Source organism: Clostridium sp. DFI.5.61, assembly GCF_024462915.1.
GTDB classification, from domain to species: Bacteria; Bacillota; Clostridia; order Oscillospirales; family Oscillospiraceae; genus Lawsonibacter; species Lawsonibacter asaccharolyticus.
On sequence record NZ_JANGBZ010000073.1, the window covers coordinates 1 to 12,915 of the forward strand.

General features: G+C 64.9%; 10 protein-coding genes. 8 read left to right on the forward strand and 2 right to left on the reverse strand.

What is annotated here, in order from left to right; translation table 11 throughout:
• Nucleotides 1-48 precede the first annotated feature (48 nt).
• Both NE584_RS17730 and NE584_RS17735 read right to left on the reverse strand, forming a co-directional pair.
• Nucleotides 49-3,684 carry an FtsX-like permease family protein gene (locus tag NE584_RS17730; protein ID WP_256183374.1) on the reverse strand — a complete coding sequence of 1,212 codons (3,636 nt, stop codon included), beginning with the start codon at nt 3,682-3,684 and terminating at the stop codon, nt 49-51.
• A 62-nt stretch (nt 3,685-3,746) separates the two neighbouring features.
• Nucleotides 3,747-4,448 carry an ABC transporter ATP-binding protein gene (locus NE584_RS17735; protein WP_050623152.1) on the reverse strand — a complete coding sequence of 234 codons (702 nt, stop codon included), beginning with the start codon at nt 4,446-4,448 and terminating at the stop codon, nt 3,747-3,749.
• A gap of 161 nt (nt 4,449-4,609) precedes the next feature.
• Here NE584_RS17735 and NE584_RS17740 point away from each other — a divergent pair, with 161 nt between their 5' ends.
• The 8 genes from NE584_RS17740 to NE584_RS17775 all read left to right on the forward strand — a co-directional run bounded on the left by NE584_RS17740 (nt 4,610) and on the right by NE584_RS17775 (nt 12,696).
• Nucleotides 4,610-5,197 carry a TetR/AcrR family transcriptional regulator gene (locus NE584_RS17740; protein WP_256183375.1) on the forward strand — a complete coding sequence of 196 codons (588 nt, stop codon included), beginning with the start codon at nt 4,610-4,612 and terminating at the stop codon, nt 5,195-5,197.
• A gap of 132 nt (nt 5,198-5,329) precedes the next feature.
• The gene (locus NE584_RS17745; RefSeq protein ID WP_050623150.1) at nt 5,330-5,905 is read left to right on the forward strand and encodes a xanthine phosphoribosyltransferase; all 576 of its coding nucleotides are present in this window, start codon (nt 5,330-5,332) and stop codon (nt 5,903-5,905) included.
• A 119-nt stretch (nt 5,906-6,024) separates the two neighbouring features.
• Nucleotides 6,025-7,329, forward strand: a complete 1,305-nt coding sequence (locus NE584_RS17750; protein WP_050623149.1) for a BMP family ABC transporter substrate-binding protein — start codon at nt 6,025-6,027, stop codon at nt 7,327-7,329.
• A gap of 226 nt (nt 7,330-7,555) precedes the next feature.
• A complete protein-coding gene (locus NE584_RS17755; RefSeq protein WP_108981545.1) occupies nt 7,556-9,130 on the forward strand; it encodes an ABC transporter ATP-binding protein in 1,575 nt (524 codons plus the stop codon).
• On the forward strand, nt 9,127-10,254 hold the full coding sequence (locus tag NE584_RS17760) for an ABC transporter permease (protein WP_256183376.1): 1,128 nt from the start codon (nt 9,127-9,129) through the stop codon (nt 10,252-10,254). Before NE584_RS17755 ends, NE584_RS17760 begins: the two co-directional genes overlap by 4 nt.
• On the forward strand, nt 10,251-11,246 hold the full coding sequence (locus NE584_RS17765) for an ABC transporter permease (RefSeq protein ID WP_050623147.1): 996 nt from the start codon (nt 10,251-10,253) through the stop codon (nt 11,244-11,246). Before NE584_RS17760 ends, NE584_RS17765 begins: the two co-directional genes overlap by 4 nt.
• A gap of 954 nt (nt 11,247-12,200) precedes the next feature.
• A complete protein-coding gene (locus NE584_RS17770; protein WP_050623146.1) occupies nt 12,201-12,413 on the forward strand; it encodes a hypothetical protein in 213 nt (70 codons plus the stop codon).
• Entirely contained in the window at nt 12,403-12,696 is a 294-nt protein-coding gene (locus tag NE584_RS17775) for a hypothetical protein (protein WP_050623145.1), read from the forward strand. The genes NE584_RS17770 and NE584_RS17775 overlap by 11 nt, the downstream gene beginning before the upstream one ends.
• Nucleotides 12,697-12,915: the final 219 nt, after the last annotated feature.

Consider the following 12,915-nt stretch of genomic DNA (forward strand, 5'->3'; position numbering starts at 1 on the left):
CCCCCCCGCCCCCCCCCCCGCCCCCCCCCCCCCCCCCCCTGCTGCTGTTCATTCCACTGTCTTCAGCGACTCCACCATATCCAGCTTTTTCAGCTTTCGGTGGGCCGCCAGATTGACCACCAGGGAGAAGACGGCGGTGAGTACCCCGGCGTAGAGATAGCTGGACAGGGCCAGTGTCCGCCCGAACATGAGCAGGTCGATCTCCACTGTCAGCACCAGCCACTGGTGGAGCAGCTTCCCCATCCCCATCCCCAGGGCCACGCCGAACACCGTGAGGATCACGTTCTCCCGGTAGATATAGGCGGACAGCTCGCCGTCGTAGAAGCCCAGCACCTTCAGGGTGGCCAGCTCCCGCATCCGCTCGGTGATGTTGATGTTGGTCAGGTTGTAGAGCACCACAAAGGCCAGGGCCGCGGCGCACACGATGATGAGGACCACGGCGTAGTCCACGCTCTCCAGACTGGAGGTGAAGACCTCCCGGGTGGCCGCCACCTGGGACAGGGTGGTGACGCCGTCCAGCCCCACCAGCTCCGCGTCCAGGGCCTCCGCCCCTTCAGCGGGGTAGGCCGCCAGCACCTGGTTCTCCTCCGGCGGCTGGCCATACAGGGTCTGGTAGTAGGCGTCGGTCATGTAGACATAGTGCATGATATAGTGCTCCGTGACATCCGCCACCCGTACCTGGACCCGGCTGTCCCCGTCCAGAGTGAAGGTGTCCCCCGCCGACACCCCCAGCAGGGAGGCCAGCTTCTCCGTCAGGACCACTCCGTCGTCAGGCAGGAGCACCGGCACGCTGTCCGTCCGGTGGCGCAGGGAGACGAAGGGGGCCAGCGCCTCCTGGCTGGGCACCACTTCCACCGTGCAGTCCACCGTGTACCGCTCCGTCTCGGCGGAGGCCGTCTCCGAGCGGCTCACCAGCCATCCGCTCACCAGCTCGGACCGCTCCAGCGCCCCGGTCACCTCCGCCAGCTCGCCGGGGGTCACTCGGTCCACCAGCCCGATCTGGGCGGTATAGCGGTAGATCTCGTCGTACTGCCTGTCCATCACGTCGAAAATGGAGCCCCGCAGGCCGAAGGCGGTGACGATCAGGGCCGCGCAGCCGCCGATGCCCACCACCGTCATCCAGAAGCGGCGCTGATAGCGGAACAGGTTGCGCAGGGTGATCTTGTAGTTGAAGGACAGCCGCCGCCACAGGGGGGCGATCCGCTCCAGCAGGATGCGCTTGCCCATGGGGGGTGCCTTGGGCCGCATCAGCTCCGCCGGCACCGCTGCCAGGGTGGAGAAGCAGGCCGCCAGGGCGGAGAGGGTCACCGTCCCCACCGCGGCCCCGCAGGCCAGCAGGGAGGTAGCGGGGTAAAAGCCGTACTGGATCTCCCCCACTGTGTAGAGGATGGCCCAGGCGTTGCAGATGATCCAGGGCAGCAGGGTCAGCCCCACTGCCAGCCCCAGGGCCGCCCCCGCCGCGCTGGCCAGGAAGCCGTAGCCCACATATTTCACCGCGATGGCCCCCTTGGAGTAGCCCAGGGCCTTCATCCCGCCGATGGTGATCCGCTGCTCCTCCACCATCCGGGTCATGGTGGTCAGGCACACCAGGGCGGCCACCAGGAAGAAGATCAGGGGGAACACCGCCGCCAGACTGCCCATCCGGTCGGCATCCATCTCGTAGCTGGCGTAGCCGGTGTTGGTGCCCCGTCCCAGGAGATACCAGGAGCAGTCCTCCAAGGCATCCAGGTCCCGCCGGGCCTGCTCCAGCTCCTTGCGGGCGTCCGCCAGCTCCTGCTCCGCCTCCGCCTTCCCCTCCTCATAGTCGGCCAGGCCGTCGGCATACTCCGCCTCGCCGTTCTGCAGCTCAGTCAGGGCATCCGCCAGCTCCGCCCGGCCGTCCTCCGACTCCCGCTCCAGGGTCTCCCGGGCGTCCGCCAGTTCCGCCTGGCCGTCCCGGTACTCCTGCCAGCCCTCGTCCAGCTCCTGCCTGGCATCCGCCAGCTCTCGTTCCCCGTCGGCGAGCTCCTGCTCCCCATCCGCCAGCCGGGCCGCGCCGTCGGCGTACTCCGCCTCCCCGTCGTCCAGTTCCCGCTTGGCCTGGGTCAGCAGCCCCAGGGAGGCGTTGAGCTCCAGGGCGCTGGACTGGAGCCGGGGCAGCCCGGCGGACAGCTGGGCCTCCACCTGGACGGCCTGGACCTCCAGTGCCTCCGCCTGGGCCAGGGCCTGGGCCGCCTGGGCCTGGAGCTGCTGAGCCTGAGCCGTCAGCTGCTGGGCCTGGGCCTCGTACTGCTGGGCTTGGGCTTGAAGCTGCTGGGCCAGCAGCAGATTTCCCATGGCTGCGGCCTGCTGGGCCTGGGCCGCATACTGCTGGGCCGCCGCACCGGCCTGGGCGGCCCCCTGCTGGGCCTGGACCGCCCCCTGCTGGGCCTGGGCCGCCCCCTGGCGGGCCTGCTGGGCCCCGGCGCGCATCTGCTCCACGCCCGCCAGCCCCTGCTCATACTGGGCCATCCCCTCGGTGTAGGCGGCCAGGCCGTATTCATATTTGGCGTACCCCTTGCGGTACTCCGCCCAGCCCTCGTCCAGCTCCGCCCGGGCGTCCGCCAGCTCCTGCCGGGCGTCCGCCACCTCCCGGCGGGCATCCTCCAGCTCGGGCAGGGCATCCTGGTACTCCTGCTCCCCGTCCCGCAGCTCAGTCAGAGCGTCCGCCAGCTCCGCCTCCCCGTCGTCGATCTCCCGCTGGGCATCGGCGGTCTCCTGTTCAAAGGTGTTCAGCCCGTCATAGTACTCCGCCCAGCCGTCATCCAGCTCCCGCCGGGCATCCGTCAGCTCCGCCTCCCCCTCGGAGAGCTCCTGAGACACCTCCGCCTCCCCGTCAGACAGCTCCCGCCGGGCGTCCGCCAGGGCCTGCTCGGCCTCTTCCCGGATGGACTCCCCCCGCAGGGCGGAGCGCTCCTCCGCCAGAGGCTCCAGGGCGTCGGAAAGGCTGTTCACCAGCTCGGTGTAGTCCTCACTGTAACACAACAGCTCCTCCGCCCCCTCCGCCCGAAGGTAGGCGTCGGTGTAGTAGTCCAGGGAAAAGGCCGCCTGCGGCAGCAGAACAAAGGCTGAGACCGCCCCCGTCCCCAGAGAGGAAGAACCCCGCTCCACGGAGATATACAGAGGGGAATCCGCCGTTCCCACGATGGTGAATTCCCGCCGGGCCAGGGCGTCCTCAAAGTCGCCGGTCCCGGTGTCCAGGCGGATGGTGTCCCCGATGGACAGGCCCGACTTCTCCAGAAACAGGGGCTCCACCAGGCACTCCCCCACTTTCCGGGGCAACCGCCCCTCTACCAGCCGGGGGCGGTTGGACCCCTCCTCTGCAAAGGAGTGAACCTTTACGATCATCTCCTGATCCTTCAGGGGGACAGCTGCGTCGATGGTGTAGGCCCCCTCGGCTTCCTCCACCCCCTCCTGCCGGGCCAGCAGCTCCACATCCTCCTCCGTCAGGCCCAGGGTGGAGACCACCCGCAGGTCCATCAGCCGCTGCTGATCAAAATACAGGTCACCGGTCTCCTTCATGTCGGGGGCAGTGGCCCGCAGTCCGGCCAGGAAGCACACCGCCAGGGCGGAGAGGACCAGCAGGGAGAGGAAGCGGCTGCGGGTGTTCCGAACCTCCCGGACCGCGTCGGTCAGCAGGCGGCTGGGGGCTTTTTTTCGGGACATGGGCTGTTCTCCTCCTCTCCTTTTTGTATTTTTTCTTCACAAAATCGCATTTTGTAGAGGCATTACCACTCAATGGTCTCCACGGGGACCGGGCGGTCGTTGTGGTCGATGCGCTCCACCCGCCCGTTCTTCACGTGGATCACCTGGTCTGCCATGGGGGCTATGGCGCTGTTGTGGGTGATGACCACCACCGTCATGCCCTGCTGGCGGCAGGTGTCCTGGAGCAGCTTCAGGATAGACTTGCCGGTGACATAGTCCAGTGCCCCCGTGGGCTCGTCGCACAGCAGCAGCTTGGGGTTTTTGGCCAGCGCCCGGGCAATGGCCACCCGCTGCTGCTCCCCTCCGGAGAGCTGGGCAGGAAAGTTGTTCAGCCGCTCCCCCAGCCCCACATGGCGCAGCACCTCCTCCGCGTCCAGGGGGTCCCGGCAGATCTGGGCGGCCAGCTCTACATTTTCCAGGGCCGTCAGATTCTGCACCAGGTTGTAGAACTGGAACACGAAGCCGATGTCATATCGGCGGTATGTGGTGAGCTGTCGGGCCCCATAGCCGCTGATCTCCTGGCCGTCCACCCTGATAGCCCCGCTGTCACAGGCGTCCATCCCCCCCAGGATGTTCAGCACCGTGGTCTTGCCCGCACCGGAGGGCCCCACGATGACGGCGAACTGTCCTTTCTCAATCTCAAAGGAGATGTCGTCCACTGCGGTGATGGTGATCTCCCCCATCTGATACCGTTTCCCCACATGCTGAAGGGAGATATAGGCCATAGGTCATCCCTCCTGTTGTCCGTTATAAAACAGGTGTTGAATATCTTGTATTTTTTATTATAATAGGGGATAACAGAGGATTGCAATGGGCAAAAGGGCGGCTTCTGTGGAAAATCCGACAGGCTCTGTCCTCTGTGTCGAAAAACGGGGGAGGTGCGTCCATGGCGGAACAGCGCCAGGACCGGAGGGTCCGCAGGTCCAAGGCCCAGCTGCGGCAGGCCCTGATCCAGCTGCTCCAGGAAAAGCCGGTGGAGGAGATCACTGTCCGGGAGCTGACTGAGCGGGCCGATGTGAACCGCGGGACCTTTTACAGCCACTATCAAAACATCTACCACATGCTGGAACAGGTGGAAAACGAGCTCTTCGACGAGCTGGGGCGGCTGCTGGATGCCTATCCGCCCCACCTGCTCCGGGACGAGCTGACCCCCATCCTGGTGGACGTGTTCCGCTTCGTGCGGAGCAACAGCCAGCTGTGCCTGGCCCTGATGGGCGCATGGGGGGAGGGCGACTTCTTCCGCCGGCTGGACGCCATGATCTATGCCCGCTGCCTGCGGGAGTGGCAGGGCATCTACCCCCTGGGCAGTCTGGACGGCCCCAACTACTGTCTGGAGTTCGTCATCGCCGGGGCGGTGGGCATGGCCCGCTCCTGGGCCCTTCAGGGCTTTCCTCAGGCAGAGGAGGCGCTGGCCCGCCTGGCCGATCGGCTCATCTCCTCTGGTCTCGCCGGCACGCTTCAGCACTTCGATTGATTTCCTCATTTTTCGCTCCATCTTTTTGTGGAAATCGCCGGTCGAAAAAATGAAAGAAATCGTTGCGGGACCCTTCTTTTTTCGATAAAATGAATCTGTATCGGAACTTGAAAAAGAGGGATGGGACAAGCTATGGAGCTTTTGAAAGAGCGTATTCGCCGGGACGGCAAGGTAAAGGGGACCGACGTGCTGAAGGTGGACAGCTTCCTGAACCACCAGATGGACATCAAGCTCTTCGCCGAGATCGGCAGGGAGTTTAAGCGCCGCTTCGCGGACTGCCAGATCAACAAGATCCTCACCATCGAGGCTTCCGGCATCGGCATCGCCTGCATCACGGCCCAATACTTCGACTGCCCGGTGATCTTCGCCAAGAAAAGCCAGACCAAGAACATCGCCGGCGAGGTCTACACCGCCAAGGTGGAGTCCTTCACCCACGGCCGGGTCTATGACATCATCGTGGCCAAGGAGTTCCTGGGCCCCGGCGACCGGGTGCTCATCATCGATGACTTTCTGGCCAACGGCGCCGCCCTGATGGGCCTGTCCAAGCTGGTGGAGGACGCCGGCGCCACTCTGGTAGGGGCCGGCATCGTCATCGAGAAAGCCTTCCAGCCCGGCGGCGACATGATCCGCGCCCGAGGCATCCGGCTGGAGTCCCTGGCCCGCGTCAAGTCCATGAATGAGGAGACCGGCGTGGAGTTCGTGGACTGAGCCCGCCGTCCCCAGAATTGAATCGCCCTTCGATTAAAACCGGCTCGCCCGGTTTTAATATATTTGTGCGGGACCCGTCCGGCTCCTGCACATGATCTTTTAAGGAGGAAAACACATTCATGAAGAAGCTTCTTGCCTTTGTCATGGCCGCCGCCATGACGCTGTCCCTGGCCGCCTGCGGCGGCGGCAGCTCCAGCTCCGCCGGCACCAGCACCCCCGCCGGCACCAGCTCTGCTCCGGCCGCCTCCAGCACCCCCGCTGACACCGCCGACTTCAAGGTGGGCGCCATCTACATCAACGGTCAGAACGACACCGCCGGCTACACCTTCCAGCACCACAGCGGCATCACCAAGGCTATGGAGAACCTGGGCCTGGACCCCGCCAGCCAGCTGCTCATCGTGGACAACGTGGCGGAGGATTACACCGCCGTCTCCAACGCCATCGACACCCTGGCCGGTCAGGGCGCCAATATCATCTTCGGCATCTCCTTCGGCTACATCGACGCCATGAATGACAAGGCGGAGGAGTACCCCGAGATCATCTTCTCCCACGCCACCGGCTACATGGGCAATGACACCAACTTCAACAACTACTTCGGTCGCATCTATCAGGCCCGCTACCTCACCGGCGTGGCCGCCGGCCTGAAGAGCCTGGAGATGGGCAACAACTCCATCGGCTACGTGGCCGCCTACAACCGGGAGTATGCCGAGACCTGCTCCGGCATCAACGCCTTCGCCCTGGGCGTGCAGGCCGTCAACCCCGACGCCGTGGTCCATGTGAACAAGATCTCCACCTGGGGCGACGAGAACCTGGAGCGCCAGGCTGCCCAGGCCCTGATCGACACCTATGACTGCTGCGTCATCGGCCAGCACTGCGATTCCGCCCAGCCCCAGCTGGTGGCCGCCGAGAACAACGTGTTCGGCTGCGGCTACAACTCCGACATGACCGAGCAGGCCCCCAACGCCCACCTCACTGCCGCCATCTGGCACTGGGATGTGTACTATCAGGCCGCCATCGAGACCGCTATGACCTGCGGCGGCGCCGAGAACTTTGTCACCGAGATGGGCGGCAACGCCTACTACGCCGGCCTGTCCGAGGGCTTCGTGGACGCCTCCACCCTGAACGAGCTGGTGGCTGCCCCCGGCACCGCCGCCGCCATGGAGGCCGTGCGTGAGCTGATCGACAGCGGCGAGTGGGACGTGTTCTCCGGCGTGAAGCTGAACATCACCGTGGACGCCGAGGCCGGCACCGCCGCTGTGGAGCAGGTGGATGCCCCCCTGATGTCCGACGGCTATGAGCTGAAGGACGGCGAGGTCGTGGAGATGGCCAACCCCGAGATCGTGCCCGCCGGCGGCGCCAGCGTGACCGACGACGTCATCAAGAGCGGCATGAACTACAACGTGGCCGGCGTGGTGGAGGGCTGAGTCCCCTCCCCCCGTCAGACACAGCGCAGACCCTGAACCGGGCCGGCCGGCATCCCCCGCCGGCCGCCCCCCCCCCCCCCCCCCCCCGCCCCCCCCCCCCCCCGGCCTTTTGGCTCCTGCTCCCCGGTCCGGACCCGCCTCCGGACCGGGGAGGAGCAGCCAAAGGCGGCGGAGGGCCGCAGGGGACCGCCGGTCCCCAAGGATAATGAGAAAAGGGGAGAACGCCATGCCAACAGAATACGCCATCGAAATGAAGGGCATCACCAAGACCTTCGGCAGCGTGGTGGCCAACAGGGATGTGGAGCTGAACGTCAGACAGGGGGAGATCCTGGCCCTGCTGGGTGAGAACGGCTCGGGCAAGACCACCCTGATGAACATGCTGTCCGGAATCTACAAGCCGGACAGCGGCACCATCCTGGTCAACGGCCGGCAGGCGGTCATCAATTCCCCCGAGGACGCCAAGCGGCTGGGCATCGGCATGGTGCACCAGCACTTCAAGCTGGTGGACATTTTTTCCGCCGCGGATAACATCTGGCTGGGGGATGAGAAGTCCGGCCCCATTCTGAAGAAGGACCGGTACGCCGTCATCCAGGAGATGGCCCGGAAGTTCGGCTTTGACATCGACCCCCGGAAAAAGGTGTACAATATGGCGGTGTCGGAGAAGCAGACCCTGGAGATCATCAAGGTGCTCTACTACGGGGCCAAGGTCATCATCCTGGACGAGCCCACCGCCGTCCTTACCGTCCAGGAGACAGCCAAGCTCTTCGACGTGCTCCGCCGCATGAAGGCGGAGGGCCACGCCATCATCATCATCACCCACAAGCTCAACGAGGTGCTGGAGATCTCCGACCGGGTCTCCATCCTCCGCAAGGGGGAGTACATCACCACCGTAGACACCGCCCAGACCGATGAGCAGCAGCTCACCGAGTTCATGGTGGGCCACAAGGTGGACCTGAACATCGAGCGCCCCGTGGTGGAAAAGACCCGCCCCCTGCTGGAGATCCGGGACCTGACCATCCGCAGCGACGAGGGTGCCGTGGCCATCGACCGGGTGAACTTCTATATCCGGGGCGGTGAGATCCTGGGCGTGGCCGGCATCGCGGGCTGCGGCCAGAAGGAGCTGTGTGAGGCCATCGCCGGCCTGCGGCCCATCGAGGGCGGCCAGATGATCCACAAGGGGGAGAACATCGTGGGCCTCTCCCCCAAGGCGATCCTGGACAAGGGCATCTCCATGTCTTTCATCCCGGAGGACCGGCTGGGCATGGGCCTGGCCCCCTCCCTGTCCATCACGGACAACATGCTGCTGAAAACATACAGCGACGGCAGGGGCATCTTTGTGGACCGGAAGCGGGGCCGGGCGGAGGCGGAACACGTCATCCAGGAGCTGGAGGTGGTCACCCCCTCCACCGAGACCCCGGTGCGCCGCCTGTCCGGCGGCAACGTGCAAAAGGTGCTGCTGGGCCGCGAGATCAAGGCCGGCCCCAACGTCATCGTCACCGCCTATCCTGTCCGCGGCCTGGACATCAACTCTTCCTACGCTATTTACCACATTCTCAACGAGCAGAAGAAGTCCGGCGTGGGCATCCTGTTCGTGGGCGAGGACCTGGACGTGATGATGGCCCTGTGCGACAAGATCATGGTCCTCTGCCACGGCAGAGTGATGGGCGTAGTCCACGCCCACAAGGTCACCAAGGAGGAGCTGGGCCTGATGATGACCGGCGCCCTGGACCTGACCCGCAAGTATGAGGACAAGCCCGCGGGCATTGCCCGGGACACTCTGATCGAGGAGGTGGACCAATGAACCGGAAAGAACCGCTCTTCCGCGTGGTCAAGCGGGAGTCGTCCAGCCCCGTCCGCCAGGCCCTGGCCTATGTGGCGGCGGTGGTCATCGCCCTGCTCATCGGCGCGGCCCTCCTCTCCTCCATGGATGTGGACCCCCTCACCTTCTACCAGAAGATGGTGACCATGGGCATCCCGGGCAACAAATTCCCCTGGCGCATCGTGGAGAACTTCGTCAAGCTCTTTGTCCCCCTGCTCATCACCTCCCTGGCCCTGTCGCTGGCCTTCCGGATGCGCTTCTGGAACATCGGCGGAGAGGGGCAGTTCATCATGGGCGCCATCTGTGCCTCCGCGGCCGCCCACAAGCTGGGCCCGGTCCTGCCCCAGCCCCTGGTGGTGCTGGTCATGGCCCTGTGCGGCATCCTGGGCGGCGGCCTGTACGGCCTGATCGTGGCCCTGCTGAAGGTGCGCTACAACACCAACGAGACCCTGCTCACCCTGATGCTCAACTACATCGCCCTCTATCTCCTCCAGTTCCTGGGGGAGACCAAGGCTGGCTGGAACTTCTTCCTGGACCCCGATTCCGCCCGGCCCAAGTTCGCCGGCTTCCCCGACAACGCGGACATGATCACCTTCCCCCTGGGCCCCTTCAACCTGAACCTGTCCCTGATCATCGCCATCGTCCTGTGCGTGCTCCTCTTCGGCTATCTGAAGTACACCAAGCACGGCTATGAGATCGCCGTGGTGGGGGACAGCCCCAACACCGCCCGCTATGCGGGCATGAAGGTGGGGCGGATCGTGGTGCGCACCATCTTCCTGTCCGCTGCCCTCATCGGCCTGGCCGGCGCCTTCTATGTCTCCTCCGCCGGCACCCTGTCCACCTCCGTCACCAACGATGTGGGCTGGACCGGCATCGTGGTGGCTTGGCTGGCCAAGCTGAACACGGTGGGCATCGTCATCACCGCCCTGCTCATCACAGTGCTCCAGTTCGGCTGTCAGGCTGCCAGCACCACCTATTCCTCCATCGACGCCAACTTCGCGGACCTGATCCAGGGCATCATCCTGTTCGCCGTCCTGGCCGCGGACTTCTTCACCCGCTTCCGTCTGGCGCGGCGCGCCGCAGCCCCCAAGGAGGTGTCCAAATGAACGCATCCATCGACGTATTGACCCTCTTCCTGTTCAACATCGTGCTGGTGAACATCCCCCTGCTCTACGGCACAGTGGGCGAGATCGTCACCGAGAAGGCTGGCAGCCTGAACCTGGGCGTGGAGGGCACCATGGCCATCGGCGCCATCTTCGGCTACCTGGCAGGCTGTATGGCCAACAGCCTGCTGGTGGGCCTGCTGGTCTCCTTCCTGGCCGCCGGCCTGTGCGGGGCCCTGTTTGCCCTGCTCACCGTCTCCCTCCAGGCCAACCAGAACGTCACCGGCCTGACCATCACCACCTTCGGCCTGGGCCTCTACTTCTTCATCGGCAAGGGCCTGGGGGACCGCTGGCCCGTCATGACAAGCGCCGACGCCCTGGTCAGCGGCTTCTCCGCCCGGGAGATCCCCCTGCTCTCCTCCATCCCGGTGGTGGGCAAGGCCCTGTTTTCCCACAACATCCTGGTCTATCTGGGCATCCTGGTGGCGGCGGCGGTGTGGTGGTACCTCACCTGCACCAAGACCGGCCTGCGCCTGCGCTCCGTGGGGGAGAACCCCGGCGCTGCCGACTCGGTGGGCGTCAACATCCTGCTGTATAAGTACGTCCACCTGATCCTGGGCTCCGGCATCATGGGGCTGGGCGGCTTCTATATGGCACTGAACATGGGCGGCTCCTTCGAGGGCTCCAACTGCTGGATCAACGGCTACGGCTGGATCGCCATCGCCCTGGTCATCTTCGCCAACTGGAACCCCCTGTATGCCATCCTGGGCACCCTGGTCTTTGGCTTCTTCAACACCCTTCAGATCTACTCCGGCTCTCTGGCCGGCGCATTCCCGGACGCTCTGGGCTGGCTCAACAGCATCCCCTCCCACCTCTTCAAGGCCCTCCCCTTCCTGATCACCGCTATCGTGCTGGTGGTCACCTCCATCCGCAAGCGGGAGGGCAGCGGACAGCCCGCCGCCCTGGGCCTGAACTACTTCCGCGAGGAGCGGTGAACGGCCTTTTTCCACCATCAGCGCCCTGTCCCCTATGGGACAGGGCGCTTTCTGTGTCCCGATGGGGGCATCGGACCCTACGGGGTGCAATCTTCTCCCATTGCCTGCGTAGGGGCGCACATCGTGCGCCCGCCGTCCCCCGTGAGTGGCCCCAGTTCCTGCGTAGGGGCGGGTCCCAGACCCGCCCGCCTCATAGATGCGAAGCGGGCGGAAGGAAGCCCCCTCATCCGTCACAGCATACGCCGTGCCACCTTCCCCCCTCCGGGGGGAAGGCTTTGGGGGCGGCTGGAAGCCGCCCCTGCGGGATGTCTTCGGTCTTTGCGTAGGGGCGCACATCGTGCGCCCGCCGGTCTCCCACCGGCCGCCCCTATTCTGCCAGGACAGGCGCGATCCCCTCGTGGGGTATGCCCGCCAATTCAACACACCCGCGGCGGCAGCACAAACGGGGGGATTGGGTGTGGTCCACCACCCGCGCCGGACGCGGGCGCCATGCCCAAGGGCCCGCGTCTCCCATATCGGGGGGCCGGAGGAAAGCGGACTGCGGGACTCAGGCGGAACGCATGTGGAGCCGTGGTCCCGCCGGGAGCGTCACCCGGCGGCGCTTTGCCGCCGGGGGCAAAGTAAGCCGCCCCGCAGGGCGGAATCCCTTGGAGGCGGAGACGGTGGGATGGAAGGAAGACCCCTCATCCGTCACGGCATACGCCGTGACACCTTCCCCCCTGTGGGGGGAAGGCTTTGAGGGCGCTTCCTGGGGCCGCCCCTGTGCTGAAAACCCAGCCTTGTCCCGCCAGCACCGAACTATGACATCTGCCTGATGTCATAGTTTCACCAGAAATCTGTTATACTGATGCCACCATCCGCCGTCATTGGTTTGATACCGCCGTTCTCACACTCCATTTAACATTGATGGAAAGATTCTCCTGCTATAAAATATGTGAGAAAGAAGGTGAGTCCATGGAGAGAGATATCCTGCGCATCCGTCAGAAACCCTTGAAGGGAGAGGATGGGTGCCGCACCTTCTCTGTCCGCATCCGTGAGGATATCGTCTCCCGCATGGATCTCATTGCCGCCCAAACCGGGCGGAGCCGAAACGAGCTTGTGGGCATATTCCTGGAATATGCCCTTGACCACTGTGAGATAGAGGAGGGCACCCGCAATGAATCGTGATTACCGCGATTACCCGGCCAGCATTTGGGACGCCATCGGTGATGTTGACCAGGGGATCTGCTGTGCCGCCCTGGGCGGTGTGGTGTGGGATTTTGTGAGCCATCTGACCCCGGCGCAGCTCCTCGCCGCCATGGACAGCGCCGCGCTGGAGACCCTGCGGGCCATCCGGGACATCCTGGAGGACGACACGCTGGAGGACCCGGAGTGTGTCCAGCGCATTGATGCCATTCTCTCCGCCTTCTATCTCAAGCTGGGGGCGGAGGTCCACCGCCGCGGAATTTGAATCGTCCCGCGCCTCTGCCCTCTGCGGGAATGAATCCCACCGCGCACGAAAATGCGCCCCGGCCTGCTTAGTCCAGGGCGTCAGCTTGCGGAAAAAGCCTCGCAGAGTTCGCGCCCGCAGGCGCGAATCCAGTTCTGATCCGTTTTCCCCGGCGGCATGCGCGTCGGGGAAAACACTTCTCAGGCTGTAAGTGTGGGTTTTTTGGGGGGGGGGGGGGGG

Coding starts and splice junctions, on each gene's coding strand:
- NE584_RS17730 (WP_256183374.1), bottom strand. CDS start 3,684: ATGTCCCGAAAAAAAGCCCCCAGCCGCCTGCTGACCGACGCGGTCCGG.
- NE584_RS17735 (WP_050623152.1), bottom strand. CDS start 4,448: ATGGCCTATATCTCCCTTCAGCATGTGGGGAAACGGTATCAGATGGGG.
- NE584_RS17740 (WP_256183375.1), top strand. CDS start 4,610: ATGGCGGAACAGCGCCAGGACCGGAGGGTCCGCAGGTCCAAGGCCCAG.
- NE584_RS17745 (WP_050623150.1), top strand. CDS start 5,330: ATGGAGCTTTTGAAAGAGCGTATTCGCCGGGACGGCAAGGTAAAGGGG.
- NE584_RS17750 (WP_050623149.1), top strand. CDS start 6,025: ATGAAGAAGCTTCTTGCCTTTGTCATGGCCGCCGCCATGACGCTGTCC.
- NE584_RS17755 (WP_108981545.1), top strand. CDS start 7,556: ATGCCAACAGAATACGCCATCGAAATGAAGGGCATCACCAAGACCTTC.
- NE584_RS17760 (WP_256183376.1), top strand. CDS start 9,127: ATGAACCGGAAAGAACCGCTCTTCCGCGTGGTCAAGCGGGAGTCGTCC.
- NE584_RS17765 (WP_050623147.1), top strand. CDS start 10,251: ATGAACGCATCCATCGACGTATTGACCCTCTTCCTGTTCAACATCGTG.
- NE584_RS17770 (WP_050623146.1), top strand. CDS start 12,201: ATGGAGAGAGATATCCTGCGCATCCGTCAGAAACCCTTGAAGGGAGAG.
- NE584_RS17775 (WP_050623145.1), top strand. CDS start 12,403: ATGAATCGTGATTACCGCGATTACCCGGCCAGCATTTGGGACGCCATC.